The 26,523-nt window shown below is 31.7% G+C and carries 33 protein-coding genes; 31 read left to right on the forward strand and 2 right to left on the reverse strand.

All coding sequences use genetic code 11. The features are described from left to right. Positions 1-95 precede the first annotated feature (95 nt). The 4 genes from ACIQ38_RS20755 to ACIQ38_RS20770 all read left to right on the forward strand — a co-directional run bounded on the left by ACIQ38_RS20755 (position 96) and on the right by ACIQ38_RS20770 (position 3,037). The gene (locus tag ACIQ38_RS20755; RefSeq protein ID WP_402827781.1) at positions 96-539 is read left to right on the forward strand and encodes a YfmQ family protein; all 444 of its coding nucleotides are present in this window, start codon (positions 96-98) and stop codon (positions 537-539) included. A gap of 799 nt (positions 540-1,338) precedes the next feature. Further along, positions 1,339-1,698, forward strand: a complete 360-nt coding sequence (locus ACIQ38_RS20760; protein WP_402827783.1) for a hypothetical protein — start codon at positions 1,339-1,341, stop codon at positions 1,696-1,698. A gap of 104 nt (positions 1,699-1,802) precedes the next feature. Beyond that, positions 1,803-2,279, forward strand: a complete 477-nt coding sequence (locus ACIQ38_RS20765; RefSeq protein WP_402827786.1) for a hypothetical protein — start codon at positions 1,803-1,805, stop codon at positions 2,277-2,279. Between the two features lie 371 nt (positions 2,280-2,650). After that, on the forward strand, positions 2,651-3,037 hold the full coding sequence (locus ACIQ38_RS20770) for a hypothetical protein (RefSeq protein WP_402827789.1): 387 nt from the start codon (positions 2,651-2,653) through the stop codon (positions 3,035-3,037). Positions 3,038-3,403: 366 nt separating this feature from the next. Here the strand turns inward: ACIQ38_RS20770 and ACIQ38_RS20775 are convergent, their stop codons facing one another. Beyond that, on the reverse strand, positions 3,404-3,805 hold the full coding sequence (locus ACIQ38_RS20775) for a DUF3888 domain-containing protein (RefSeq protein WP_402827792.1): 402 nt from the start codon (positions 3,803-3,805) through the stop codon (positions 3,404-3,406). A 221-nt stretch (positions 3,806-4,026) separates the two neighbouring features. On the opposite strand from ACIQ38_RS20775, the gene ACIQ38_RS20780 reads away from it, so the two are divergent. From ACIQ38_RS20780 to ACIQ38_RS20815, 8 genes are all read left to right on the forward strand, one after another. Further along, positions 4,027-4,557, forward strand: coding sequence for a hypothetical protein (locus ACIQ38_RS20780; RefSeq protein ID WP_402827795.1), 531 nt, complete (start codon positions 4,027-4,029; stop codon positions 4,555-4,557). A gap of 99 nt (positions 4,558-4,656) precedes the next feature. After that, complete coding sequence (locus ACIQ38_RS20785; RefSeq protein ID WP_402827798.1) at positions 4,657-4,932, forward strand: hypothetical protein; 276 nt, start codon at positions 4,657-4,659, stop codon at positions 4,930-4,932. Positions 4,933-5,244: 312 nt separating this feature from the next. Then, a complete protein-coding gene (locus tag ACIQ38_RS20790; protein ID WP_402827801.1) occupies positions 5,245-5,646 on the forward strand; it encodes a topoisomerase in 402 nt (133 codons plus the stop codon). 114 nt (positions 5,647-5,760) lie between these two features. After that, positions 5,761-6,888 carry a CamS family sex pheromone protein gene (locus ACIQ38_RS20795; protein WP_402827803.1) on the forward strand — a complete coding sequence of 376 codons (1,128 nt, stop codon included), beginning with the start codon at positions 5,761-5,763 and terminating at the stop codon, positions 6,886-6,888. A 488-nt stretch (positions 6,889-7,376) separates the two neighbouring features. Then, positions 7,377-7,526 carry a hypothetical protein gene (locus tag ACIQ38_RS20800; RefSeq protein ID WP_402827806.1) on the forward strand — a complete coding sequence of 50 codons (150 nt, stop codon included), beginning with the start codon at positions 7,377-7,379 and terminating at the stop codon, positions 7,524-7,526. A 274-nt stretch (positions 7,527-7,800) separates the two neighbouring features. Continuing rightward, a complete protein-coding gene (locus tag ACIQ38_RS20805; RefSeq protein ID WP_402827809.1) occupies positions 7,801-8,274 on the forward strand; it encodes a GNAT family N-acetyltransferase in 474 nt (157 codons plus the stop codon). Positions 8,275-8,595: 321 nt separating this feature from the next. Beyond that, positions 8,596-8,958 carry a hypothetical protein gene (locus ACIQ38_RS20810; RefSeq protein ID WP_402827812.1) on the forward strand — a complete coding sequence of 121 codons (363 nt, stop codon included), beginning with the start codon at positions 8,596-8,598 and terminating at the stop codon, positions 8,956-8,958. Positions 8,959-9,094: 136 nt separating this feature from the next. Next, positions 9,095-9,544, forward strand: coding sequence for a GNAT family N-acetyltransferase (locus ACIQ38_RS20815; protein WP_402827815.1), 450 nt, complete (start codon positions 9,095-9,097; stop codon positions 9,542-9,544). 269 nt (positions 9,545-9,813) lie between these two features. Here ACIQ38_RS20815 and ACIQ38_RS20820 read toward each other — a convergent pair whose 3' ends face one another. Beyond that, positions 9,814-10,722, reverse strand: coding sequence for a LysR family transcriptional regulator (locus ACIQ38_RS20820; RefSeq protein ID WP_402827818.1), 909 nt, complete (start codon positions 10,720-10,722; stop codon positions 9,814-9,816). 145 nt (positions 10,723-10,867) lie between these two features. Here ACIQ38_RS20820 and ACIQ38_RS20825 point away from each other — a divergent pair, with 145 nt between their 5' ends. The 19 genes from ACIQ38_RS20825 (at position 10,868) to ACIQ38_RS20915 (ending at position 26,300) form a co-directional block, all read left to right on the forward strand. Further along, a complete protein-coding gene (locus ACIQ38_RS20825; RefSeq protein ID WP_402827820.1) occupies positions 10,868-11,890 on the forward strand; it encodes an alpha/beta fold hydrolase in 1,023 nt (340 codons plus the stop codon). Between the two features lie 283 nt (positions 11,891-12,173). Continuing rightward, positions 12,174-12,425, forward strand: coding sequence for a hypothetical protein (locus tag ACIQ38_RS20830; protein WP_402827822.1), 252 nt, complete (start codon positions 12,174-12,176; stop codon positions 12,423-12,425). 413 nt (positions 12,426-12,838) lie between these two features. Next, positions 12,839-13,540 carry a class I SAM-dependent methyltransferase gene (locus tag ACIQ38_RS20835; protein WP_402827825.1) on the forward strand — a complete coding sequence of 234 codons (702 nt, stop codon included), beginning with the start codon at positions 12,839-12,841 and terminating at the stop codon, positions 13,538-13,540. A 286-nt stretch (positions 13,541-13,826) separates the two neighbouring features. Further along, positions 13,827-14,318 carry an RNA polymerase sigma factor gene (locus ACIQ38_RS20840; protein WP_402827828.1) on the forward strand — a complete coding sequence of 164 codons (492 nt, stop codon included), beginning with the start codon at positions 13,827-13,829 and terminating at the stop codon, positions 14,316-14,318. Then, positions 14,318-15,064, forward strand: a complete 747-nt coding sequence (locus ACIQ38_RS20845) for a hypothetical protein (RefSeq protein ID WP_402827831.1) — start codon at positions 14,318-14,320, stop codon at positions 15,062-15,064. The genes ACIQ38_RS20840 and ACIQ38_RS20845 overlap by 1 nt, the downstream gene beginning before the upstream one ends. A 265-nt stretch (positions 15,065-15,329) precedes the next feature. Beyond that, positions 15,330-15,713: a glyoxalase superfamily protein gene (locus ACIQ38_RS20850; RefSeq protein WP_402827834.1), complete on the forward strand. Its 384-nt coding sequence runs from the start codon at positions 15,330-15,332 to the stop codon at positions 15,711-15,713. 681 nt (positions 15,714-16,394) lie between these two features. Beyond that, the gene (locus tag ACIQ38_RS20855) at positions 16,395-16,919 is read left to right on the forward strand and encodes a hypothetical protein (RefSeq protein WP_402827837.1); all 525 of its coding nucleotides are present in this window, start codon (positions 16,395-16,397) and stop codon (positions 16,917-16,919) included. A gap of 155 nt (positions 16,920-17,074) precedes the next feature. Further along, on the forward strand, positions 17,075-17,317 hold the full coding sequence (locus ACIQ38_RS20860; protein ID WP_402827840.1) for a hypothetical protein: 243 nt from the start codon (positions 17,075-17,077) through the stop codon (positions 17,315-17,317). Between the two features lie 192 nt (positions 17,318-17,509). Then, complete coding sequence (locus tag ACIQ38_RS20865) at positions 17,510-18,196, forward strand: hypothetical protein (protein ID WP_402827843.1); 687 nt, start codon at positions 17,510-17,512, stop codon at positions 18,194-18,196. 685 nt (positions 18,197-18,881) lie between these two features. After that, positions 18,882-19,367, forward strand: a complete 486-nt coding sequence (locus tag ACIQ38_RS20870; protein WP_402827846.1) for a VanZ family protein — start codon at positions 18,882-18,884, stop codon at positions 19,365-19,367. Positions 19,368-19,571: 204 nt separating this feature from the next. After that, positions 19,572-19,937, forward strand: coding sequence for a hypothetical protein (locus ACIQ38_RS20875; RefSeq protein WP_402827849.1), 366 nt, complete (start codon positions 19,572-19,574; stop codon positions 19,935-19,937). Positions 19,938-19,992: 55 nt separating this feature from the next. Beyond that, on the forward strand, positions 19,993-20,259 hold the full coding sequence (locus ACIQ38_RS20880; protein WP_402827852.1) for a hypothetical protein: 267 nt from the start codon (positions 19,993-19,995) through the stop codon (positions 20,257-20,259). A 186-nt stretch (positions 20,260-20,445) separates the two neighbouring features. Further along, a complete protein-coding gene (locus tag ACIQ38_RS20885) occupies positions 20,446-21,138 on the forward strand; it encodes an aspartate/glutamate racemase family protein (RefSeq protein WP_402827855.1) in 693 nt (230 codons plus the stop codon). A 580-nt stretch (positions 21,139-21,718) separates the two neighbouring features. Further along, positions 21,719-22,003 (forward strand): hypothetical protein, encoded by a 285-nt coding sequence (locus ACIQ38_RS20890; protein ID WP_402827858.1) that lies wholly within the window; start codon positions 21,719-21,721, stop codon positions 22,001-22,003. A 45-nt stretch (positions 22,004-22,048) separates the two neighbouring features. Beyond that, complete coding sequence (locus tag ACIQ38_RS20895) at positions 22,049-22,441, forward strand: hypothetical protein (protein WP_402827861.1); 393 nt, start codon at positions 22,049-22,051, stop codon at positions 22,439-22,441. 116 nt (positions 22,442-22,557) lie between these two features. Then, positions 22,558-23,070, forward strand: a complete 513-nt coding sequence (locus ACIQ38_RS20900; protein ID WP_402827863.1) for an HAD-IIIA family hydrolase — start codon at positions 22,558-22,560, stop codon at positions 23,068-23,070. A gap of 149 nt (positions 23,071-23,219) precedes the next feature. Next, positions 23,220-23,831, forward strand: coding sequence for a hypothetical protein (locus tag ACIQ38_RS20905; protein WP_402827866.1), 612 nt, complete (start codon positions 23,220-23,222; stop codon positions 23,829-23,831). Between the two features lie 215 nt (positions 23,832-24,046). Further along, the gene (locus tag ACIQ38_RS20910; RefSeq protein ID WP_402827869.1) at positions 24,047-24,499 is read left to right on the forward strand and encodes a hypothetical protein; all 453 of its coding nucleotides are present in this window, start codon (positions 24,047-24,049) and stop codon (positions 24,497-24,499) included. Between the two features lie 718 nt (positions 24,500-25,217). Continuing rightward, positions 25,218-26,300: a phosphotransferase enzyme family protein gene (locus ACIQ38_RS20915; protein ID WP_402827996.1), complete on the forward strand. Its 1,083-nt coding sequence runs from the start codon at positions 25,218-25,220 to the stop codon at positions 26,298-26,300. Positions 26,301-26,523: the final 223 nt, after the last annotated feature.

The following is a 26,523-nucleotide window of genomic DNA, read 5'->3' on the forward strand; positions in this document are numbered from 1 at the left end:
TGAATTAAATACTTGGTGTTATCCCAATTATCTTTTCACTAAACAGTTATAGAATAGAATGCAGTAACCAGAAATTCTCCAAGGAGTTGATATATATGACATTGATGGCTATTGTAATTATAGTAATTAGTGCAATTTTAAAATTTTTAATGAGCCCGCCGAGTGCGGTTGTGGGATGGGTTGTAAGTAAATTTGAGCTTCATCCAAAACTTGATTCAAAAGATGTTACTGTAACATTTAACGGAAAGCAATTAGAAGAGAAAGAAAAAGATATATTTACTGCCTATTTTAATGAAGCTCTATTTTTAGAAAGAAAACATATATTCCCCGGTAATGAAGAAAGTTTCCTCAATCCAGAGACGGATGTGATACCATTTGTCGTCAAAGTTAAAAGGAAAAACAAAGAAATGAATTTTTTTGTTTATAGTGACGATGATCAATTTGATGTAATTAAGCAGTGGAAGAAGAAAGTTGCGTATTATACACTCAGTTCTGAGTCTCTAAATAAGTTTGCTGTATCAAATAATATCAATGTTTAGAGGAGAAGACTAGATGGTTGCTTTCCTGTGAAATAGGAAAGTTGCAGAAAAGAGTCTAGGTTTGACTGGATTGAACGAATGCAACGAAAATATTCTTCAAGTTTAAGAAGGATTATTAATTAAGGAACAAGTGCCCTCGATGTAGTGGGTACTTTTTTTAATTGAAGCAAATTACTTTAAAAATTGAAATCACTTCGAAAAAACTTGATGATGCTAAAGAAGGTATTGTAAAGCTAAGGATATCCCCTTTATGTAATAGTGGTGAGATTAATAAGCAGCGATGTAATGGCGAACTCAAAATGAAATATTAGATTACAAACATTTATCTCAACTAACTGGTGCTTTACTTCAAGAAGGAGTAAGAGCTTTTTTTTTGAACTGACGAAGTAATTTAGTTAACGGTGAAGCTTTATTAACATGGGTGGATAATTAGGATATTGCTAAAAAGAATGTTGCCACTTATTACCCGTTAAATAATTAAACATTACAGCAATTCAGGAATCTCAACTTGAAAAGTATATGTGGGTTCAATGAAATCTTCAAAAGGAAACCTGAAATTACTTAGGGATTTCTAGAGGATTGGGAACTGCCGATTTTTTAATTAAAAGCTGTTTTAGTTAAATAAGCAGGTAATCGTTATTTGTTATGTCAAAGGGAAATAAACTTATTACTGGAACTTCTAATGGTTTCGAACGTATGAAAGTAAAGTAGCAGATTAGTTGAAGCGTGTTGTTTATCTTAGCTTTCAACAATCAAACCATTTTGTATAAGAAAATCAGGCTGCAGAAAAGGGGATGGCATGAGGTTAATTCAAGTTATATATATTGTGCTAATATGGGTACTACCTATTCTGGGTGCTTGGTATACCTTCAGAAAAATGGGAGAAGAGAAACAGATAGAGCTTATAAAAGAGATTAGACAACCTTTATTTGTTTTAGGCATTATTCCTATATTTATTGGTTTGCTCGTATTTCTTACCGGCTCTGTTTCGGCATCTGGAATAAAAGTCTTAAGTCATTTGGGAATTTGTTTGATGCTCCTTGGTTGGTTTGTAACTTGGGCGGTAGGTTTGGTAAAAGGAGAGGAAAATGCCATTAAAAGTATTGCTATGATCTTAATAGGCTTTTCCGGTCTAATTGCTTATATTTATCTACTTTAAACAAACGAATGCTTTACCTCAAAGCCTTTTTTCTTATTGAACTACAGCAGCAGTATAGATAAACAAGGTTATAATGAAACTACCCAAGGATGGGAGGAAGTCAATTGAAAAAATGTATTCTGCTAATGTTATTTAGCATCATCTTAACCCTATCTGCTTGTTCACATGCTGAGGAAGACACACAGGAATATTCAGGGATCATTGGTGATGGCCAGTCTATGGGTTATGAGTATACCGTAATAAAAGAACAAAATAAATTTTCTTGGAAAGTTGGCTACAAAGGAGATACATCTATTATCGAACAGAGTGCTGCCAATCAAGATGATTTAGTAAATTATATGAATGCTGTAAATGATAGTAAATTGGTATTGGTAAAACTAATTGTATCGGTCTCATACTTATTAATAATTATTATAACAACGCTGATCCTTTACAAGAAAAAAAGAAAAATGCTTAAAGATAGCGGTGTAGTTATAACTGTGTTAGCGGGTATTGCAATATATATTGCCTTCAAAGCAACATTTGATTTAATTAGTTTATTACAAGATACAAAATTCTATTACCTGATATTAACTAATTAAGCAAACGGTGTTTTACTTCAAGAAAAAATAAAGTCTTTTTTCTTATTTGAACTGACGTAGCAGTATTATTCATACATACACTCATCGGCAACCTTATGAATGTTGATGTATTAAAGATTATAATTATCAAAAAGATGAATTTAATATTAGTATTTTTGGTGTTATTGTATGGATATTAATTGTTATTTTTATTCAGTAAATTGGCAGGTATCTTTCAAAGGTAAAAGAAAACAGGTGAGGTATGATCAATTTAACTTGGTTCATTACCGGGTGTTATAGATAAACAAGACCATCATGTCGATGATATATTTTTTCGTCTAACTTACAAGTCGTTATTATTATAGATTTTCTATGAACAGGAGGTAAACATTGTGAAAAAGTTATTTGTCTTACCAATATCAATATTAATATTACTAGCTGCATGTCAAGCCGATGAAAATGATTTAGTTTTTAATGGTACAAGCGAAAACTGGTCAGCCCAACTAACTATTAGTGTTTTGAATGGGTCGGAAACTAACAATTTAGAGCTTACATATAAGGGGAATGATTTAGATACAATTGGAGCATTTAATTATTATGTGGAAAATACTGATCGCGGAACAAATTTTGGAGGAAATAACGTTAAATTAAGTAAAAACGGTATTTTTACAAATGATGATTTGAGTTCTAATAGTCCCGCAACCACAAATACAGATACCTATATTATTTCTATAGATTGGAATGGAAATAGTGAAGAAATTGTAATAAATGAGGATTAAGCTTTGCTCAACAACAATACATAAACAATGTACTCACTTCTTCAATTAATGAAACAAATTTGTGAAACGTTTCATTCATTCTAACCGGTGCTTTACTTCAATAAGGAAAGCTATACAATTAGCGTAAATGTGATGTTTGAACACTTTAATGTTGATAATCATAGAAGTTGAGCAGGTTCGCCTATCGACTTTGGAAATTCCTTAGAATGGTAATGGAGTTACTACTTTAAATTTTATTACACATCCAACTTATGTTCGCCGCACACCTATTACAGCGTAGGATAGTGGAAATGGTTTATATTAATGCAAAAGTAATTAAATATTAGTACGCTAATAAAAATTAGATGAGGGAATTTATCCCCTCACTTACTTTTTGCATAATTTTTCCGCTTTTTCAATTGGCACATCTTTGGTTTCTTCCACATCAAGAAGTTTAAAGATACTAAAAGGTTGCAAGGTAAAATTAATTACATATAAATTAAAGGGTTGAGAATGTGCTCCTTCGTATGTAACTAATTGTACAGTTAGTTTATGACTGTTAGTGTTATTATTTATTCTTTCTATATTTAGTATTTTCTCGCAAAAGTAAGCTTTTCCATTTGTTATATCATAAAAATTATTTTCCAATTGATGTAAGAGTGTTTCTTCTAATAACATTTCCCTATCCGCACTTGCTGCTGTTTCAAAAGCAGATACTTTTGGTATAAAGTAGATCAACAAAACGAAACATACAATTAATGTAAATATCCATAGAAATTTTTGTTTCAACTTTATTATCCCTCCTTTCTTTTTATTAATCCCGTAAAATTGAATATAATACATTTTTTAATACATCTTTATGGGGCATACGAAGTTAGTGAAAAAGTTATTAAACCAGCGTAACAGGTTAGTTGGGCAAGCATCAGGTTCAATCTAATTACGAAAAGCCAGGGAATGAAACCAATTATGATATAGAGAGTCATCTATAGAAAAAGAACTAGGGGTATATTATGAAGCAATTCAGTGTACGTTCAATTGCATTTGTGAGGAAACCTATACCAATAATGCTAGTTTTAACATTAATTCTTATGTTAACAGGGTGCAATTTCATTGAAGAGAAGAAAGCAGAAGGCATTATCAACAATTATTATCAAGCTATTATTGAAGGAGATTATAAAAAAGCATTTGAACAATTACATCTATTTGATTTTGATAGCACAACTGAAGAAAGTAAATTAGCCGAAGGAACTACATTATCGGATGAAGAAACCAAAGCATTTTATTTACAGAAAATAAATGTATTGAAAGCACAAAATTATAAATTAATAGACTTTGAAATTGTAGATATTGAGTATGAAGACGGCCACTCATTTTGGCACCATATAAAGCTTGAAGTAGAACAGAATGGACAGAAATTAGAATGGAATGAGGTTGCCGAGATTTATGGAGGAAAATTGTTAATAGGTGAAAAAGATGACCCATATGCAAAGTATAGAGACGGGAAAATGGATTTTGAAATGGAAGAATGGATGACAAGTTAACTTATTTGTTAATATTAATAAGATTTTATAAATGATATCTTTATAAAGTGTTTTACTTACATATCGCGACAGTTAAGTTCACTAAGGGGGATATGAAAATTGGAAAATAGGTATAGTAAGTACTCTATTATTTTAATTGTTCTTGGAATTTTTATTGCATATATGATTTTTCCACCTATCAATATAACTTTTGGAAAGTGGTCTATGATAGCTATACCCATCGGTTTTGCTATCTATTTAACAGGAATAGCACTTGGAATTATCGCTTTTATTAAGAAAGAAAAAGGGTTTATGAAATATATTTCGTTAATTTCTATTTCGTTAGGTTTTTTGTTTGTTGTATTCCTCTCTTATATATTCGGTGGAGAAATCTAAGTAATGTTGAACAAGCTTCACTATCATTTTTCAACTACTGGTTGCTTTAGTTAATCCTGACCATCATTTCGATGGTCTTTTTTTACGTCCAAAATCTCTATTAGATATGGCGTTCTTTTGTAAAATATTAAAACAAACGCGGCAGGTTAATTAATTTAGTGGAGGTTTATTATGAAAGTGAACTAAAGGTACAATTTAGTTGAAGAATATTATTAAAATTAAATTTGGAACTTTTACCAATATATAACGTTAAATTTACATATAGAGAATTGCTGTGGTATGTGCAATTTACTTTTGAAAGGGGAAGTAGAAATGTTGAAAAAAGCTATAATTTCTGGAATTGTATTTTGTTCAATATTGTTAGTTGGATGTAATACAACCGAGGTATTAGAAAGCGAGCAGGAAGTAGAAGTTTCTCAAGGAAACGGTGGGGATAATGGAATATCAAATTTATTATCTGAATTACAAAATGAAATAATAGCATCTATTACAGAGCAAACGGAACTTGAAAATGATTCACTAGCAATAATGATAGATGGTGGTGCTGATGAATTAACAGTTTCAGTAAGCTTCCCGAAGGATAAAAAAATTGAGGATACATTGATTCAACAAATAGTTGAAGATTCTATTAAGAATGTTTCTGAAAAAGAAACAGTAACAACTAGCGAAGAAAAAATTAAAATGAAAGTAAAAATAAAGATCGAGAAATACTAATAGTGAAGTTCTTAAAAGATACAAATCAATAAGGGTATACAATTAAGTAGGCATTGTCCTGAACTGATAGAAATGTGGGGTTTAATAATACATAAATTAGAAAGGATCTAACAAATGGGTGTATGGAAGAATATGTTGTTTTTTATAACACCACTATTTTTTTTAGTTTCTTGTAGTAATGAAGATCAAGTTGTTGAAAATAAAAATAATATATCACTATTTCAAGAAAAGAACATATATGAAATTATGCAACCCGCTAAATCTAATGTTTCAAGAGGACTGATACTGAGTAATATAGACAATTTATTAGATATAACTGAAATTGAGAATGGACTAATGGAGTTATCGGTAAACCACTTTTCTACAAACAAGTTTTATATGCAGGAAGGTCAATATTTAGATGAAAAAATTATAAGTCAATGGTTAGCTAGAAAAACAAAAGAAGGTTTTGGTTTAAACCCACCTATAGAAAATAGTAGGGGAGATGTTGTAGAAGATCAAAAAAATAATCCTAGGATATTATCTCATGTATTAGAACAAAATTTTATTAACAAAGAGAATGGAAAACTAGAAGGGTTATCTTTAGCTATATCTTTAAATGAATTTTATGATTTTAGAGTAACTGATGATAAAGGTTTAGTTTATACAGGTCAAGTTAAAGTCGATAATAGCGATGATAATGTAAATGATGTGGAAAATTACGGTAAGGAGATAGCCGAAAATATAATTAAAGATATTAGAAACAATAATAAAATACCTAATGTCCCTATTTATTTAACTTTATATCAAGAATCAAATATAGATGGTATACTTCCAGGAATATTTTTAGCTGAAACATTTATTCCAGAAGGAGAAAGAATAGATAAATGGACTGATATAGATATAAAAAATTATACATTCCCTTCAAATCCATTATATAGTTTAGACAAAGAAACTCATGATAAATTATTAACTTTCAAAGAAGATATTCAGAAAAGTTTTGAACATTTAAATCCTAAAATAAGTGGTAAACTTCGATACCAGAATGGGAAATTAATCGATTTAATAATAGATGTTAACGCACCTTTAATAAATGATACTGAATTGATTGGTCTTTTCCAACTCACTGGTGATAAGTTAAATACTGTTTTAGTTGATTATCTACCTATACCTATTACAATTAATATTACAGATCAAAAACAAATTGTTGGGATTATCGTTTGGGATCCATCAAAAAAACAGCTTTATGCAAATCCAATATAATTTTAAACATACTAAGGTTAGTGGGGAAGATCATCATAGGATGATTTTGCCCACTGTTTTTTTTGAGTTATAGTGAGAAGTAAAAGATAGCTCGGCAACAGCCTCAGGGATATCGAATCCCAATAATAAACTGAACTTTTTCACTTTCATTTTTAAATCAGGTTTAAGTGTGTTGGGGGCCTGAGAGCTCGTGTATTGGAAATTTATATCGGAATGATTATGTGAAGACCTTCTAAAATGCTAAAAAGAGAGAGTACAATATTGGGATTAGTTATTGCTTTAAATAATGAGTTCTGAGACGAGGAAAGGCTCAAATGAAATTGAAAGGTTTTGGGGAAGAAATTGAACTAACGGTGCTGGTTACCTTAAGTGTGCGACTTAAGTATTTAATTAAGTGAGGTAAACAATGACTGAAAATAATAGATTGCTTCTCTTATGTGAGAAGTTTATAAAAAAAAGAATATGGTCTTATTGAATTTCAAAGTAGAATGGACACAGCTAACTTCCCAGAACATTTAAGTGATTTTCAGGATGAAATTATAAAAGAGTTAGAAGTTATCCGGTTTACTGAGAAGGAAATAGATTACTATCGAAAAACATTAGTAGTAATAGAGGAATTAAAAAATCAACTAAAATAAGTATTCTTATTCAACTAACGGGTACTTTACTTCAAGAAGGCGTTAAGCCTTTTTTCTTATTGAATTAAAGAAGCAGGTTAGTTGAACAAGAGTCATTAACTTTTATTCAACAATCGGGACATTTAACTGAATAAGGAAAAGTATTATCAGTGTAAAATCAAAGTATTTAATTAGAGTGGATTTGAGTTTATAAGACGGATTTAATATTCTAAAAATTATTCACATTAGAAACGTGCGTTTGTTAAAATCAAGTAAACGACAAAGGGGGAGTATGATGAGTAACATAATTCTTCGTAATGTGATTGAGGAAGACCTTCCTATTTTTTTTAAGCACCAACTGGACCGTGAAGCGAACTATATGGCTGTCTTTACGAGCATAGACCCCAGTGATTGGGATAGCTTCACTACACACTGGAACAAAATTCTTACCGATAAGGATATTTTGAAGCAGACAATCATTTTCGAAAGTAATGTGGTTGGGCATATTTCATGTTTTGAGAAATTCGGAGAACAAGAAGTTAGCTATTGGATTGGAAAGGAATATTGGGGCAAAGGAATAGCAACCAAAGCTTTAAGGGAATTTCTAAAATACATTACAATTCGTCCTCTTTATGCTCGTGCTGCAAAAGATAATACAGGATCTCTTAAGGTTTTAGAGAAATGTGGGTTCGTAATTACTGGTGAGGACAGTGGGTATTCTAATGCACGTGGCGAAGATGTGGAAGAGTTTATTCACACTCTCAAATAAAGAAAACTAGAAGTTTAATCTTATATACGTTATAGAACGCTTTTCTTTAGTAAGAAGGCGTCTTTTTAATATGCCTTGCACATCAACGGATTAGATTTTGTTAAGGTAAAAAATATGAAGATTTTCACTTAAACTAACTATTGTTTTACTTCCAGAAGGAGTAAAGCCTTTTTCTTATTGAACTAACGCAGTAGATTAGTTGAAGAAGGAACAAGAAAGTGTTGTAAAATAATGTGAGAAACGTTATGAATAATTGAGAATCATAAAGGAATTTGTTTAAAAAAATAGCCAATACAAATTGAAGACTTAGGAGATGTCAATTTGCCTTATATTCACGAGTTTGGAATAGTTGTATGTATTGAAAAAGATAAAGAGTATGTTGATTATGAACCTGAAAAATATAATTGCATAGGTGTAGATGGTGACCTTTTTGATGAACTTATGTCTAAGGATTTTGGTGAAAAAATGCTTCACCTAGACACATTCGCACATAACACAAATAGACCTTATAAAAGCCTCGCCTATTTTGGAATAACATTGATACCACCGAGCTCCCATAAACAATTTTTAAATATGGTTAGTGAAGCAAACGACGAGTACAAAACAGAAGAACTGGAAGAATTGATGAAAAAAATAGCTGAAGCAATAATAGAAGATAGATGGTTGATTCATTACGGTGTATAATTTTGTCAATACATATACGTAAGGCTAAGAGGCGATTGTTCAATTAGGGCAATCGCTTCTTGTGCTAACGCAGCAGTATAGTTGAATAAGGTATAATATTTACTTTGAGAATTTTTACTCGAAAGGGGAAATAACTTTGGACTTTAAATATCTTGTTTTTGATACCGTTCCCAATGATAGTTTAATGCAAGGCATGGTAAAACTGTACAGTGTTATATTTGACAGTAATACCGAAGATTTAATTAGTAAAATAAACAATAAAACCAAGTTACTGTTTAACATCGTAATAGACGGTGAAAAAGTTATTGGATTTAAGATTGGTTACGAACTTGATAAAAATAAGTTTTATAGTTGGTTAGGTGCAGTGGATACTACTTATAGAAAAAATGGTATTGCTTCAAAGCTGATGATTCAACAACATCAATATTTAAAAGAATATGGCTATAAAGTTGTACAAACAAAAACTATGAATAAATGGCGAAATATGTTGATTCTAAATATCAAAAGTGGATTTGATGTCATTGATACAATTACGGATGAAAATGGATTACATAAAATCGTACTTGAGAAAAGTTTACTCAACTAACGGGTTTACTTTAAGAAGAAGTAAAGCTTTTTTTCTTATTGAACTAAATTGACAGGTTTATGGAATAAGTATTTGACGATTCTTGTAACGAAGTAGACTCTTACACTACGCTGTAATTTGTTTCATGGATTTATGGATTTATGGATTTTAAGAGTGTATTTTGTAGAAAAGCCATTGTATTATTCCATGGTAGATTTTATATATTAGTTAACCGCATTGTCCAGTCGCTTTAGGTAAGGGGTGAAGACAATATGTCAAAGTGGTTTAAACTATTTTGACATATTGTCTTCCGTTAAAGATAGAACTTCCCTTGCAGCTTCAATGAAAGATAATATAATCGGTGAAAGCCACTTATCTTTATGCCATGCCATATGTGTATACACATTCAAGTTTTCAAATTGCCAAGGAAGAGCAACAAGTTCGCCACGTTCAACTTCAACTGCAGTTACTATATTAGGAAGAAAGGCAATACCGATCCCCGAGATTGCACATTGTTTAATCGCTTCTGCACTCTGAAATTCTAATGATGAAATACTATCAATGTCTCCCTTCTTTAACGTTCGATCAAACATTGTTCGATAGGGACAACCCTTTTCGTTTATCAAGAATACCTCTCCGTGAAAATCGTCAAGCTGTAAAGCAGATTGTTTAGCAAGTGGATGATCTGGAGCAACGAAAAATCGAAATGTTTCTTTTGTCAACGGCTCTACTGCAAGTCCCGTTGATTGAATGGGTTCATCGAGTATAAAGGTGACATCCGAGGTTCCATCAAAGAGTGTTTGTTTGAGTTGTTGATTTGGAACCGAGCGAAAGATGAGACGAACACCAGGATGCCGCGAACGAAAAAGCTTAAAGATATCTGGAAGTCGATAAGCGCAAACAACTTCGTTAGCACTAATCGTTAAGGTGCCACTAAGAACTTCATTGTCGTGAACGACACTTCTAGCTTCGTCTAACTTGTTTAGAACCTCCTGGATGTGAGTTAAAAAACGTTTACCCGCAGTTGTGAGAACAAGCTGCTTTCCCAACCGATCAAAGAGACGAACATCTAGTTCTTCCTCCAATGCTTTTATTTGCATCGTAACATTGGAGGGTACGTAGTTTAATGCTTCAGCAGCTCTACTGAAATTTAAAGTTGTTGCCACAGTGTTGAACGTATTCAGCTGGCGCAATTCCACCATAATTCCTCCTTTCATTTTCAATATTATTGAATGCTACTTTTAATTATCTTCACTTTTATTGAAGGTAACACGACTTTATACTAAATACAAGAAATACATTCTATTAAGTTTGTGTTTCATTTAAATAAGGAGTGATAACGCAATGGATAATTATGAGATTTTCAATTTAGGTGATGTAACCTTACAATCAGGAGTGACGTTACCGAGCGCTTTTCTTGCTTATAAAACTTATGGGAAATTGAATGAAACTAAAGATAACGTTGTCATTTATCCAACCGCTTTTGGCGACCAGCATGTTAATAATGAATGGTTGATTGGAGACGGCATGGCACTAGATCCACAAAAATATTTCATTATCGTTCCGAACCTAATAGGGAACGGTTTATCTTCTTCTCCAAGCAATACTCCTGCACCGTTCGAAAAAGCTAATTTTCCGCAGGTAACCATCTATGACAATGTTCAGTTTCAGTATCGACTTGTGACCGAAAAATTCGGCATTCAGAAAATTGCTCTTGTAGTTGGATGGTCAATGGGTGGTCTTCAATCTTTCCAATGGGGGGCCAGTTATCCTGATATGGTGGATCGAATTGCCTCTTTCTGCGGAAATGCAAAGACTTGGCCGCAAACTTATGTGGTTCTCGATGGACTGAAGGCTGCACTCATGGCCTCAGTCGGTCCAGAATCTACTAAGATAAACCAGTTGACTTCTAAGGATATGCGTGCAGTGGGCCGTGTCTATGCTGGATGGGGATTATCGCAAACCTTCTATAAAGAGGAACTTTATCGTGAAATGGGATTTGAGGAATTGGAAGATTTTGCGGTTGGAGTTTGGGAAAATAGCTTTATGAGTATGGATCCCCATAACGTTCTAGCCATGTTATGGACGGGACAACATGCAGATATTAGTGCAAACGCAGCATATAAAGGAGCGTTTGATGAGGCACTAAAAAGCATTAAAGCGGTTACTTATATCATGCCAGGAAGTACAGATCTCTTCTGTACGGCAGAAAATAACGAATATGAAGCTAATTTTGTACCTAATGCTGAATATCATCCTATCAAATCAGTCTGGGGTCATTTTGCTGGTCGTGGAATTAACAAAAACGATAATAAATTTATTGATGAAAATATAAAACGCTTATTAGGACTTCAAAAAAACAGGTAAACTGTTTTTTATATACTATTATCAAGAGACGATTACCCTAAAATTAATCGTCTCTTTCTTTTACTCAAGGACTATTGCGTGTACAACGATACTGGCCAGGAAAAGGACATCCACTTAGCGATAACTTGGTGAACATATATACATAAACAAACGGATGCGATTTTTCAAGTGCGAAGGGTCGCCATTTTTTTACTTAAGTAACGGGGCAGGTTAGTGAAAGAAGGATTTTAGGACGATATCTCGAATACTATTGGGATAAGTAATATACAAGAAGGTGAATTGAGTGAATAAGAGTTTAAAGTTGTTTGGTTATGTTTTATTTATTACAGGTATTATTTTATTCGGTTTAATGCATCTGGCTATTGCTATATACATTCCAAATTTATCAGGTTGGAGTCCACCTGGTAAACTTGCAACAATTCTAAACGAAATAATTGGATGGGTGCCTTATACATTAAGTATTTTTTTATTTGTTATTGGTGCATTGATAATTATTTCTGATTTATGGCAAATAAGGCAAAGAGAAAGTAGTTGATACTATTAAAAATAGACTCAATTTTCTTTATTGTATTAAAGGGTGCTTAACTTCAAGAAGGGGTAAAGCCTTTTTTTCTTCTTTAACTAAAGCAACAGTTTAGTTGAAAAAGTAAATATTACGATTGTGTAACAAATATTACAAGGGTGGTTTTTGAGTTCATTTTATAGTAGGTCGAATCCATTTAAAACAGATGTTTAAGAGGTTCGATTGCGGCAGTTATATAAATACGTCATTTGTGTGATTTAAATAGTAAATATGATTTGCAAACGCCTTTAAGAGCTAAATCGAAGGGCTTTTCTCATCTGAATTTTCTGGCAAAATAACGTTAAATTAATATGAATGTAACATCGAGAATGGTAACTTTTAGTAAAATGGATAAGAGAGATAACTTTTACTAAGGGGGAAGTTTTTTGGAAAAGGCAATATTGAATTATGAGAATTTGCAAGAAATGTTGGATGGATTCCTAAGAGAGCCAAAGGAATTTTGGGATGATTTTTATACTGATAGGACTAAAGAAATTCCTTTTTTCAAAATTAAAGCTCCTGATGAAAATCTTGTAGAATATTTTAATAAGGGTCTGGCACCTAAACGAGTATTGGAATTAGGATGTGGACCGGGTAGGAATGCTGTTTATATGGCTCTAAAAGGCTGTAAGGTAGATGCTTTAGACCTGTCTACCAATGCGATAGAATGGGCAAAAGAAACGGCTAGAGAAGAAGGGGTTAATATAGATTTTCATTGTATTTCCCTATTTGACTTCAAGTTTCAGCCACACTCGTATGATTTTATTTATGACTGTGGGTTGTTTCACCATTTAGCACCACATCGCAGATTAACATATATTGAAATGCTGAAAAAAGCATTGAAAAGTGATGGATACTTCGGAATTGTTTGCTTCAATACTGAGGGTGCCTTAGATACATCGGATTGGGATATCTACAAAGAAGGTAGTTTAAAAGGAGGAATAGGTTACGCTGAAGGGCGATTAAAAGAAGTGTTTATAAATGATTTCAATATAATTAATTTTAGGAAAATGAAAAAGATTACTCAACCAGATCATTTATTTGGTGAAGACTTTTTATGGGTCAGTTTGATGCAGGTTAGAAATTAATTTCTTATTAAACTAACAGGTGCTTTGGTTGAATATTTAAATACCGAAATAATAAAAAAGTGCTTAGTTTTAGATTAACTAAGCACTTTTATATATCAAAATTTTTGTTAATTATTTTGATGTGCTAACATTTCACTAATTAGAGTGCTATTTCGAATGGGAAATTATTTTTTTCAATTTGTAAACACTGATTAGTTTTTGGAGTAAGATTATTTTCAAAATTATTTTATACAAAAAGTCACCAAATGGTATCTTCGTGTGTGTTATAAGTGAAAGGAGTTGATAGATGTTGCAACAATTAGTTTGGTCGACTGAACTAGATATAGAGCGAATTGTTGATACATATGGCAATATGCTATTTAGAATATGTCTTGTTATTCTGTGCAATGAGAATGATGCAGAGGATGTAGTACAAGACACTTTTATTACATATCTAACTAAATCTCCCACTTTTAACAATTCAGAACATGAGAAAGCATGGTTGATTACTATTGCCACAAATCGCTGCAAGAATATGAGAAGATACAATATTATTCGTAAACATATGGATATCAATGATTTGCAACTATATTGTAAGGATGAAGAAAACTATGGTTTGCTCGACCATCTTATGAAATTAGCAAATAAACATAAGATTGTATTTTTACTTTATTATGTAGAGGGCTATAAAGTAGATGAAATAGCAAAAATACTTAACATTACTACATCAGCAGTTAAAAAGCGATTACAACGTGGAAGAGAGCTTATTCGAGAAAGATATAGAAAGGAGAATGAATGATGGACTTTGATAAGATTAAAGAAGCTGTTAATTCTATTGAAATGTCAAAAACTATGAAAAATCGTGTGAAAGAGAATTGCAATATGATAGAAAAGAAAAAATCGGGACAATTAAATTTTAAAAGGTGGATTTCTGTAGCTTGTGCATTTGGAATCCTATTGTCAATTATGATAGGCATTCCATTTTTTAATAAGAATGGAGAGCTAAAAGTTCCTTTTGAAATCACAGCTTATGCATTGAGTGATGATGGGAATCAGTCTAATACCAAACTTTCATCAGATAAAACTACTTTTGAATTATCAACTGAAGCTAGAGGTAGTACAACTGATATAACTGGTGATACAGGTAATTTAATTTTTACAAATGTTATGCTAAATATAAGTGGAGAACATATCGACTCAATCACTTATACCATTAGCAAAGGCAAGTTTTTACAGGATGTTATACTAACAGCTAAAGAATATGCAGACAAAGACTGGTTATTATCAGAAAAGATAGTTACGATTGGAAACTCGCCTGGTTCAGATATATATTATGCTACAAAGGACATTGGAAATACCTATACAGTTAAGTATAATGAACAGGATAAATATAAATATTCATTTGTAATTCCTCATGACGGTAATTTGGTAATAGATGACGACATAATAATCAAAGTAATTGTGAAATATACAGATGGAAACTCTGAACAACAAGATATTGTTGTAACTCAAGAATCAAATTCTATTTCATTAAAACTTAATTAAAATAATCGAGATGATAATACTACAAGTACAAAGAACCAAGTTATCTATAGAAAAGAAGAACCAGTATAAAAAGCTCTCGGATGAATTATGAAACCAATCATTGACGCTATTTATGTAGAAACCTTTCTTTAATTAACGGGGCAGGTTACTTTAAGAAGAATGAAATTTTTTGAACTTATAAAGGATGTAAAGGAACAAATGCCACAAAATAGTTCATAAGGAGTAATTTAGTTCTAAAACAAATATAGAAAAGAAGGTGTATAAAATGAGCACATCTAAAATAACTATGAAAAGCACCACTCCAATCCTGCGTATTTTTGATGAGGAAAAAGCCAAAGAATTTTATTTAACATTTTTGGAATTTGAGGTAGATTGGGAACATCGATTTGAAGATGATCTACCTTTATACATGCAAGTTTCTTATGGAAATTGTATTATTCATCTTTCAGAACATCATGGAGATTGCTGCCCTGGAGGTGCTTTAAGGATTGAAGTAGAAAACTTAGAGTTACTCCATTCAAACCTTATATCAAAGAAATACAAATATGCTCGTCCTGGCATCGAAACAACCCCTTGGAATTCACAGGAAATTTGCATTGGGGACCCCTTCGGAAATAGAATTGTCTTTTTTGAGAACCTTCAAAAATAGCATTGCTAATTTTCGTTGTATATATAGCTATATTATTTGTTACTTCTTCTTGAAGTAACGGGTGCTTTACTTGAAGATCACTGAGCTGGTAAAAAGGCACTTTTTCTTATTCAACTAAAGCAGCAGTTTAGTTCAACGGAGGTATTGCTATTAAATGTTTAATAAAATCTTTGATAGGTTGGGTTATTGGTGTGCTTATAGCTGTATTTATTATGAGTTTATGGGAAAACGAAGAAGTAGACTGGAAGCGTTTTGTTGCTTTGAGTATAGGTGGTCTAATTAGTGCCGTTTTCTTTGGAATAATGAAAGTTTTTAAAAATGATGAAAATAAAAAACACAATTGAATTTGTTATCTTCTTGAACTATTGGGTGCTTTACTTCAAGAAGATTTAGCAAAACATGGCCATTATTTCGATGGTCTATTTTTATGTCTATAACATTAAGTTGATCTCAGATATGCATTGTGAAATGTTACACTTTAACTAAAGAAGCAGGTTAGTTGAATAAGGGTTTTCTTAATTCCATCAAATTAAATTTACTTATAAAGTATCTCCTCAAGGGTTTTTAATTTTAACTTTTTTACAAAGATAAACGTTAATTTATTAATTGAAATAGCATTATAAATTCTATAAACTATTAAATATAGAATATTATAACAATTTAATATAGAGGTGAAGATAATTGAAAAAATATTTATATGCGGGAATTTTACTTGCGTCTAACGTTTTAACAGGGTGTAGCGGAGAGGAGGAAACAAATGGACAGGTAACAGGTATGTTAGGTAACAAGGATATTTCCGAAAATAAAGCGGAAGAAATAACTGAAGTTGAAATTAGCGATGAATCTCTAGACAATTGGAATAAAATCAACATGACATTGAAAGAGAAATCCCCAAATAACTATTATTTCGAAAATATGGATTTGCACAACGGTGATATTTTATTATTGCATGGAGAAAGTCAGGGGTTGAAATTAAAGTCAGGAGATAATGTATTGGTGGATTTAACCATGATTCCAGATGGCTTAAGTCATACTGGAGTTGGATACATATTAGACGGCAAATATACAGAGGTATTTTTTGAACCTGTTTCTGATAAACTGACTACTTCTTTTGATGTAAAGGTGGCTGGAGATTATATCATTTGTATTATTGGTGGTAACGCAAACTTTATAACAATTACGGATGGTGCTATTTCAATTGATTAAATTTGAACAATGCCTTGTTGAACAAACGGGTGCTTTAGCAAATAGGGTTGTTAGTAGACAGCTTTTATTCTTATTCAACTAAAGGGGCAATTTAGTTGAACAAGGGTTAGCTTTTATTTACAAAGAATATAGTAAATAAATCAAGGGGGAGTAGAATGACACAAAATATTTATAGAATTATAGGAGCGATTTTTATTTCACTCAGTGGTATATTCTATACTGCTGAAAGAATTGCTGAAAGATTGTCTGTTGCTGTTACTGATGCTGGATTAGCTTCTGCTGGAATTTCAACTTCAGGTATGATGAATTACCCTGGTTTTTTTGATAACTTTTTTGTCTGGTTCTTTTTCTTAATTGGGTTAATACTAATAGTTATTGGGGTTTTAAAAAGAGGATAAAATACTTACGAGCTTAAACTAATGGGTGCTTTATCAAAACATGGCATCATGGTCTATTTATTTATCCTAAACATCAAGTAGCTCTGAGAAATCCATTGTGAAATGTTAAACTTAAATAGGTAAAATCAGAAATAATATCAAGTGTATAATAAAAGATGCCTCTAACATACTAATCAATAAAGAGGATAAATTATGAACAGGATATTAAAAAAACTAGCCATATTTACATTGATAATACTCTTAGTTCCAATGGTGACCAAGGCAAGCACAGCTGAAAAAGTTGTTGGAAATTTACAGGAAGCTAATCTTACTTTATACGCCACTGAAAAAGAAGGAGATTTAACGAATTTCAAACTAAGTGTGAAAGGAGAAACTTATTTTTTCCCAAGATGGGTGAATTCTTCTAATATAACGTATTATCCAAAACTCTATTACAGTGATATTAATAATGATGGTAGGAAAGAAATAGTTATTGTTTTAACAACAGGTACAGGAACTGGAGTAATAATGCAAGAACCTCATGTGTTTCATGTAACAAATAACGGGGATTTATTAGAGAAACTTGTAGATAATCCAATGGCCATTATTAACAAGAATGTAAAAACTAAATTGAGTAGTTCAAAAGCTATTGTTAGTATTGGTAGGGAGAAAAACAAAATAAATATCAAGGAATTAAACATTGTTCCATCACATATCTTTGAAAATGTCGCTGTTGGAAGTACTTTAAGGTTTGAAGTTATTGATAACAAATTAGTGGCGAAAGTAGGGCTGACAATATCTCCTGCTGGGGGATCTATTGGTGAAATTCATATTACTTATACTTTTAAAGATAATATGTATCAATCTAAACAGATTAATTTTATTCCCAGAGATGAATAAGAATAGAATGGCGAAAAAACAATGCTTTTTGTCTACACTCTGAAATCTTACCTGTAGATAAGAGTCTTCATATATAATTGATAAACACTTAGTCGAAATGTATTATATTTTTCAGCCAAACTAACCACTTACTAAACCAACAGATGCTTTACTTCGACAAGGAGTAAAGCTTTTTTCTTATTGAAATAAAGCAGCAGGTTAGTTCAATAAGGATTCTATGGAAAGAAATTAGGAGGACATTTGAAATGAATTTATTCCTTTATGGTAAGGTATTATAATGAAGCTATTTTTAATGTTAGTTAGTGGATTGTGTTTCTTATTGGGATACTTTAGACATAGGAAATTAATTATTTCTCTGAGAGATAGATTAATAACTGTTGAAAATTTCAACAAACAAAAAAACATACTAATGATTTATCCGATTATAGGAATGTTGTTTGGTTTTATAGCTGTTATTTTTCTTTAACTAATATAAAATGCTATCTAAATCAGAATAGAAAACTAGAGATTCAACTCAAAAATAATTAGACCTACTTTTTGTTGAATTTACTAAACTAACGGATGCTTTACTTCAAGAAGGAGTAGAGCCTTTTTTCGTATTGATCTAACGCAGTAGTTTAGTTCAATAATTTAATTGTTAAAATCAAATCAAAAGAGTTGAATAAAATTGTGGAGGTTTACATGGATGTACAAAAATATTTGGAAAGGTATTTTTATTATATACATATTATTAGTGCTTAATTTTATAGTGATTAAGTTCAATGGAAATATACAACATCTTATCAACACCATACAATCGAATATGGAGAGTAGAGCTCAAGGAGAATCAGGTGCAAACTTAGTTCCTTTTAGAACAATCAAAGCTTATATAAATGATATAGGCCTTGGTGTAGCTTTTATAAATATTATAGGGAATATCATTCCTTTTATACCTATGGGATTCCTAATACCCGCGGCTTTTCCTTCTCAAAGAAATATAATTAAAACGATGATTTTTAGTTTTTTGTTGATACTCAGCATAGAGATTATTCAATTATTATCCTTTTTAGGTTATTTTGATATGGATGACATTATTCTAAACCTACTAAGTTGTTTTATAGGATTCATGCTATTTATAGTGTACAAGAATGCTTTTAAGATAGTCTCTAAAAAGGAGATGAACCTTTTGTAGGGCGTTTGTCTAGGAAGTAAATTTGATATTTTCTCATCACTCTTCAACTAACGGCAGCTTTAGTTAGACAAGTGGCTGTCTTGTAAAGGTAGCATTTTCTTATTGAACTAACGCTGCAGTTTAGTTGAATAGGAAGTAGGCTGTCCCAAGTTTCCACGTAACCTATAATTTTTTATATTATTACTTATAAAGGGAGGGCTCAATATGAGAAAAATAGTAATTGGTAGTCTAATAGTCTGCTTTTACTGTTTTCCTTTTGTTTATATTTCAATGCATCAAGATTTTGCTAACCGTTCAATGCTTGGCTATTTATTTATGATTATCGTAACTTCACTGCTTGCTTTCTCCGGCAAACTCTTTAGTAATTCGACCTCTCTTATTATTGGAAATATATTATCTGTAATAATTTCATTTTATTTCATTAACGAAATGACAGGGAATGAACGATGGGGTGGCTATTTCAAACCGCTAAATCCATATCAATTATTAGTCTTGGTTAGTTTCTTGAATTTGATTCCTCAGTTTTTCGCTTTGAAGATAGCTAATAGATATAAAAAGGGGCACAAATAAATTAGTCAACTTATGTGAAATACTGTGGTTTCTTAATATTTAGAGGGGGATGGATATGTTTTTCTTTAATAAAGAAGAGGTTTATATGGGATTTTCAATGGAAGAATTATCAAAAGTAACAACAATTTTAACAGGTGAAGGCATTAAGTATACCTATAAAGTTATTGACCCTTCAGGAAAATGGTTGGGACCTGGTACTTCGAGAGGAAACTTTGGAAGTTTCGGAATGAACAAGAATTATGAAAAACAATATGTTGTTTCTGTTAGTAAAAAAGACGTAGAAGATGCAAAATATTTTGTTCGTAGTGTTTTGCATTTATAAGTCTTATTTGACTAGCAGGTGCTTTACTTAAGAAGTGGTTAAGCATTTTTTCTTATTAAACTAAGGCGCAGTTTAGGGGAAGAAGGGAAATGTTCTTAAAATGTCGAAATTAAAGAAATTAGGATTTTATGGAGGATATTAAAATATCCTATCCTACAAAGACAATCTATAAGGAGGAATTAAGCATTGAAGACAATAGGTTTAATTGGTGGGATGAGTTGGGAATCATCAAATGAATATTATCGTTTAATAAATGAAGAAATAAAGAACAAATTAGGCGGATTACATTCAGCCAAATGCATTTTATATAGCGTTGACTTTGACGAAATTGAACGTTATCAAGCTAATGGTGATTGGAAAAGTGCTGGTCAATCTTTGGGGGATGTGGCACTTTCTTTAGAAAAGGCAGGAGCAGATTTTATTGTTATTTGTACAAACACAATGCACAAGGTAATAAATTATATTGAAGAAAAAATAAATATTCCAATTCTACATATTGCTGATGCAACAGCAAATGAAATAAAGAAAACAAAAGTAGGTTCAGTTGGGCTTCTGGGGACTAAATATACAATGGTGCAAGACTTTTACAAATCAAGAATTGAAGCTAATGATATAAAGGTATTAATTCCAGGTGATGAGGATATAGAACTTATTAATGAAGTGATTTATGAAGAATTATGTTTAGGGAAAATCAATCATGCGTCAAAAGAATATTTTAAAAAAGTCATCAAAAATCTAATTGATAATGGTGCTGAAGGGATTATATTAGGATGTACAGAGATAGGATTATTAATAAAACAAGAGGATTCCGAAGTTCCAATATTTGATACAACAGTAATTCATGCTTTTGAATCAGTTAATAAGGCAATTGAAAAATAAGAATAACTTCTTCAACTAATTGGTGCTTTAGCAAAACATGGCCATCATTTCGATGGTCTATTTTTAGGTCTAAAACATTAAGTTGATCTCAGATGCCCATTGTGAAATGTTACACTTAAATTACCGCAGCAGTTAAGTTCAATAGCAGAAAAAATGGTGAATTATCTTATAATTGGAACCTATAATCATTTTGAGCGTATGAAAGTAAAGCGCAGGTTAGTGAAAGAAAAGATATAAATCTAACAATGATTTGTTCTCAAAATTTAATGAACTGTGTGGCTTCTCTACTGTAATATGGACCATAAAAACTGTTCCAGACAACTTAAATGATATGTTAGGTAAAGTTTACACTTTTTTAGAAGATCATGATTACTTTAGTGAATTAAAACCCAAATGGTATACAAAAGAGAAATAAGTTTGAAATACTTTTTTTATTGTGAAGGATTTTAAATAAAGTGAATGATGCAAGTTGAAGTTCAGTAAATATTATAAGGTTTGTAAAAGGTTTTACCTAAACTAAAGCAGCAGGTTAGTTTAATAAGAAATTTGGGAAATAGCTTATACTCTTTAACGAGGGAAGATGAATTTGAACGCGAAAACCTTACTAGAATGGGAACAAAAACACGATGCCAAAAGGCAAACAATTAAGGGATTTTGGGACTGTTTTAAGAAATGGCAGGCGGAAGATAAATACGATTTTTTAGATTTTGACAGTATTCCCTTAGAATATAAAATGTTAGAAATAAGACAGAACTTGAACACCGTACGAAAAGCACTAAAAGAGTGTATTGAAAGAAAAGTAATTTCAAATATTACTGGAATTGATGAAGCTTCCATAGAAATAATAAAGAAACAATATTGTTAAACTAAAGGGGCAGTTTAATAAAATAAACAAAATGGGGGTGAATTTTTGAAAAGAAACAAAGTAATAATTTTCATTTTATCTGCGATTTTTTTATTGTGCTTAGTGTGGATTTTATTTCCTAATAAAAGTGCAGAAGTAAAAAGTTTCACCTATGAGATAGAGGAAAACAATGACGAACTTATTATTGAAGTTAATTTTCAATTCACTAACACTACAGGCAATTTTAGTTATGCAACTATTGTTTTAGACAGTTTTTTTTATCAACGACTTAAGAATCCAGAATCTATTGAACCCATTTTTTTAAACGGTGTAGTATCTGGTTCTACAAGAATAATTATTAACAAAGAGGACTTAACTTCAGACTTTATTGAATCGTTAAAATCAAAGGAAAGAAATCCTTTTCATGCTATAAGTATAGGTGAAGAAATTAGTTTGTAATAACTTAACTAACGGGTGCTTTACTTCAAGGAGAAGTAAAGCACTTTTTCATAACTAAAGGAGCAGCTTAGTTAAATTAGAATAAGCAGAAAATCAATCTGTAAGGGGCGTAGAAATTGAGAGTTGCATTCTTTGACAGAGATGGCACTATAATTGAGGATTATCCAGACCATAATTGGACTGGAATAAAGCATCCAGTATTTATTGATGGTTCAATTAACACATTAAAAGAAGTTATGAAGAAAGGTTATAAAATAATAATTATTACCAATCAATACATTATTAACGAAGGATACAATTCAATTGATCAATACCATGATATAAATAATCAAATGAAAAGTGAGTTAACTCGCCAAGGTATTGAACTACTTGATGTCTTTTATTGTCCTCACGGTAGAGACGAAGGATGTAATTGTATTAAGCCTCAAAGTGGAATGATTAAGCAAGCAATCTGTAAATATCCTGGAATTAATTTAGGAGAGTCCTTTGTGATTGGTGACTCAGCAGTTGATGTAAAGTTAGCACTAAACATAGGAATTAAAGGTTTTGGGATAGGAGTAGGTTCTAATTACAAGAAAGAAAATATATATCAATTGAACACTATTAAAGATTTAACAAAATATATTTAATAGTGGTTTTTAGTTCTACTGAAACAAAGTATTTATATAAATAAACTTATATATCAACTAACGGGGGCTTTAGTGAAAGACTATTGAGTTCAAATGCGGCTCTTTTTACTAGTTCAACAAAAGAAAATATTTTAATTGGAGGTGAAATGTTGAATAGGCCCCAAAAAACTTGGTACAAAATCGTTGTGATAGTTACGGGAATATTTTTGTTCGTAGTAGTCGGGACTTTCTGGCTTTTGGGTGAATTTAAAGAATCATTAATCCCAGATGAAAAAGAAGAGGAAAAGATAATTGAACAAGCAGAACAATACCTAGTAATAAAATATCCAAACATGAAATACGAAATTTCGTATGTCCTTTTTGATAGTGGGGAGAACTACGGTAATTTCGATTATGCTGCAGTAATTTTAAATACAGAAACACAAAAATCGTTCATTGTTTATGAAAACAGATTTACCAAAAAAGTAGAAGATGATATACCTATTAAGGAAGCTACAGAATTCATTGAACAAGCAACACCGAAAGTTAAAAGTTATATAAATGAAAGATTCGGCGAAACACAAGGTATAGCATTTACACCTTCGTCTGATGTAGGAGGTACACCTACACTTAATATCAGCTTAAAAAACAAAAAAGAAAAAATAAACGAAGAAATGTTTCTATCTTTCATTGATCATCTACAGCATGAATTGAATATCGAACATGCAACCGTAAATATTATGTACGATAATGATGCTGAAACATGGTCAAAAGATTTTTAATAATTCATATAAGTCACATCTAAATTAGTGTGTTTCATAGTTCTAGGTTGTACGTTTTATATAGCGTTAAAGCGAACAGAACAGGAAGTATGTTATAGATTTAAACTTTAGCAAAATATTATTGGGAAGAAAAGATAGACCAAACATGATAGAAGGTTAGTTGTATAAGGTCGAATAAATTTTATATCCATATGCTTAAATAAGGGGGGAAGGTTTTGATTAAGGAAGTAGTGATAGAAGTTGATTTGGTCTCATTAGAGAAGAGGATACAGATTACAGGTAACATTTGTTTTACTATTGATTATCATCATTACTTTCCAGAACAAGACTGGTCAGACTTTGTAGTTATCATTTTATCTTGGTGGATTAAATCCTGTAAGGGGATTATTATTTCTGAAATAGGGAGAACATATAATTTTGATTTTATAGATGGTTCTCTAATTGTCATAGCTAAGAAGATAAGCAGTGACATTGCAGAACTTTCATTTTACGAAAATAATTCATCGAAAGTCCTCTTTAAAGCAGAGTGTTCCATTAACCAATTAAGAGATAGTTTACTGTCAACTTCAAAAAAGGTACTTAGAGCAATAGATAGAGAAAAATGGCAAGATGATGATAGTGAAGAATTAAAAGATTTGGTAAATTCCTTAGACAAGTACCCTTTTTGATGTTGGGAGTGACCCTGAAAAGCATTTTAATCTTATTGAATTAACGCGACAGGTTTGTTTAAAAAGGAAATAATGAAAGCAATGAAGAATGGTACAAGAAGAGATGTACTTAATATATTAAGTAATGAAAAGTATTGATTCTTATGCAACCAGTTTATCTAACAATAATGTTAGAAAGAGAGGAGAATAATGCTTAACAAATTAAGAACACGGTTATTAATATGTGCTATTGTTTTTGGAATTTTAGATTTAATAACTCCGCTTGAGTTAATTCCTTTTATGATGTTGTCATTAGGTACTTCGATGTAGCTGTCAGGATTAGATGATTTGAAAAAAGACAAAAAAGCAATATATGGTTATAAATACATAAGTATTTCTATAATTCTAAATTCGGTAGGTGTAATTAAATTTTTTATATAGTGTGTTGCATTGGACCAAGAAGGATTATTAACCTCTTATAGAACTAATTGAAATAAAAAGGTTCAACTAACGGGTGCTTTGGCAGAAGAAGAGGCTTCCTCCAGGAAACTTTTACTTATTGAACTAACGAAGCAGTCTAGTTGAATAAGAAGGTTTTTTTGAAAGGTGTTGAAAAAGTTAAAGCAAGTAAACTTTTGAACAAAAGTGAAGGCGTTCTAAGAGTGCTTTACTTTCTGTTGGATCAGGCATTTTATATTGAACTACCAAGACAGGTTTATTGAATAGGAAGTTGGAGGAGATATTAATTTTAAATCATCATAAAGTTGCTGAAATATACGAAGCTTATTTAAGTCCACTAGTATCAGAGTTGTACGAGTTGAAAGGCTACAAAACAAGTCTAATTAATGCTCATGACGGAGGGAGGAATGTCGTTTATAACTGTGAGAAAGAGGGCGCTAGTGCAAAAATACTCAGAATCACCTATTTAAATGACAGGAGCCGAGAGGATCTGTTGGGCGAAGTTGAATATATCCAATATTTATTCAAGCATGGCGGTAGTGTCTCGAATGTAATCAGCTCCCGGAAGGGGAATCTGCTGGAAGAAATCACTTATTATGATTACAACTTTTTTGTCTGTCTGTTCGAAAAGGCTAAGGGAAAAATGCTTGTAGAAAATCATTATCGGTACCGTGAAGGAGTTCCTATTACGGAATACTATTATAACTGTGGTAAAGTTCTCGGTAAGCTGCACCAATTGTCAAAAAGCTATTCTCCTGTTCATAAACGGTACAGTTTCTTTGATAAGTACAATGTCGAGTATATCGATAATCTGATACCGGGTACGTTACCCCTGCTTAAGGAGAAGATGGTAGAGCTTCTTAGAACCTTAGAAGGATTGGACAAGAACTCTAAGTCTTTCGGTATGGTACATTTTGATTACAATGATGGTAATTATATGATTGACTTTGATACCGGACAAATCACTGTATTTGATTTCGATAACTCTTGTTTCTGTTGGTATATGTATGACTTGGCGAATGCCTGGATGCTCGGATTGGGCTGGATACAATTCGAACCAGATGCCGGTAAACGAAAAGACTTTATGGATGATTATTTCAAAACAGTACTCGAGGGATACACATCTGAGACCAAAATCGAAGATTCGATGTTGAATAATTTGTCCTTGTTTATCCAAATTACCCTCATGGAAAATATAATTGATGCTTTCGAGGTCATGCGGAATAATGGTGGAGAGCTGCAGTGCGATGAAGAGTTGTCATATAGCATAAAATGCCTCGAAGAAGATATCCCGTATAAGGGATTTTTCCATGAAGTTTTCTCCTGCGAAGAACCTTTCGAGTGTGAGAAACGAAATATTTAATCCATCAATTTCCGAAGATGACGACTATATACTCATAGAACAATAGCAAGGTAGTAGTTGTGTCCGTTGCATTACTACACCAGTTAACGAGGGTTCTATCTCATTTCATAAATCAGTGGGTTTTTCCGTATCCTTAAAAATTTATTATTCTGTTCCAAGACAAGACCTTATTTATTTTCTATAAATATTGCTACTTAAAATAATTTTTATGCAACTAACAGGT

The sequence above is a fragment of the Psychrobacillus sp. NPDC096389 genome, assembly GCF_044762855.1.
In the GTDB taxonomy this organism is placed as follows: Bacteria; Bacillota; Bacilli; order Bacillales_A; family Planococcaceae; genus Psychrobacillus.

Excerpts from the sequence above, each read along its gene's own strand:
- ACIQ38_RS20755 (WP_402827781.1), top strand. The coding sequence starts at position 96 with ATGACATTGATGGCTATTGTAATTATAGTAATTAGTGCAATTTTAAAA.
- ACIQ38_RS20840 (WP_402827828.1), top strand. The coding sequence starts at position 13,827 with ATGTTGCAACAATTAGTTTGGTCGACTGAACTAGATATAGAGCGAATT.
- ACIQ38_RS20790 (WP_402827801.1), top strand. The coding sequence starts at position 5,245 with ATGTTGAAAAAAGCTATAATTTCTGGAATTGTATTTTGTTCAATATTG.
- ACIQ38_RS20805 (WP_402827809.1), top strand. The coding sequence starts at position 7,801 with ATGAGTAACATAATTCTTCGTAATGTGATTGAGGAAGACCTTCCTATT.
- ACIQ38_RS20795 (WP_402827803.1), top strand. The coding sequence starts at position 5,761 with ATGGGTGTATGGAAGAATATGTTGTTTTTTATAACACCACTATTTTTT.
- ACIQ38_RS20865 (WP_402827843.1), top strand. The coding sequence starts at position 17,510 with ATGAACAGGATATTAAAAAAACTAGCCATATTTACATTGATAATACTC.
- ACIQ38_RS20880 (WP_402827852.1), top strand. The coding sequence starts at position 19,993 with ATGTTTTTCTTTAATAAAGAAGAGGTTTATATGGGATTTTCAATGGAA.
- ACIQ38_RS20890 (WP_402827858.1), top strand. The coding sequence starts at position 21,719 with ATGAATTTGAACGCGAAAACCTTACTAGAATGGGAACAAAAACACGAT.
- ACIQ38_RS20850 (WP_402827834.1), top strand. The coding sequence starts at position 15,330 with ATGAGCACATCTAAAATAACTATGAAAAGCACCACTCCAATCCTGCGT.
- ACIQ38_RS20760 (WP_402827783.1), top strand. The coding sequence starts at position 1,339 with ATGAGGTTAATTCAAGTTATATATATTGTGCTAATATGGGTACTACCT.
- ACIQ38_RS20800 (WP_402827806.1), top strand. The coding sequence starts at position 7,377 with ATGGACACAGCTAACTTCCCAGAACATTTAAGTGATTTTCAGGATGAA.
- ACIQ38_RS20860 (WP_402827840.1), top strand. The coding sequence starts at position 17,075 with ATGACACAAAATATTTATAGAATTATAGGAGCGATTTTTATTTCACTC.
- ACIQ38_RS20825 (WP_402827820.1), top strand. The coding sequence starts at position 10,868 with ATGGATAATTATGAGATTTTCAATTTAGGTGATGTAACCTTACAATCA.
- ACIQ38_RS20780 (WP_402827795.1), top strand. The coding sequence starts at position 4,027 with ATGAAGCAATTCAGTGTACGTTCAATTGCATTTGTGAGGAAACCTATA.
- ACIQ38_RS20875 (WP_402827849.1), top strand. The coding sequence starts at position 19,572 with ATGAGAAAAATAGTAATTGGTAGTCTAATAGTCTGCTTTTACTGTTTT.
- ACIQ38_RS20845 (WP_402827831.1), top strand. The coding sequence starts at position 14,318 with ATGGACTTTGATAAGATTAAAGAAGCTGTTAATTCTATTGAAATGTCA.
- ACIQ38_RS20870 (WP_402827846.1), top strand. The coding sequence starts at position 18,882 with ATGTACAAAAATATTTGGAAAGGTATTTTTATTATATACATATTATTA.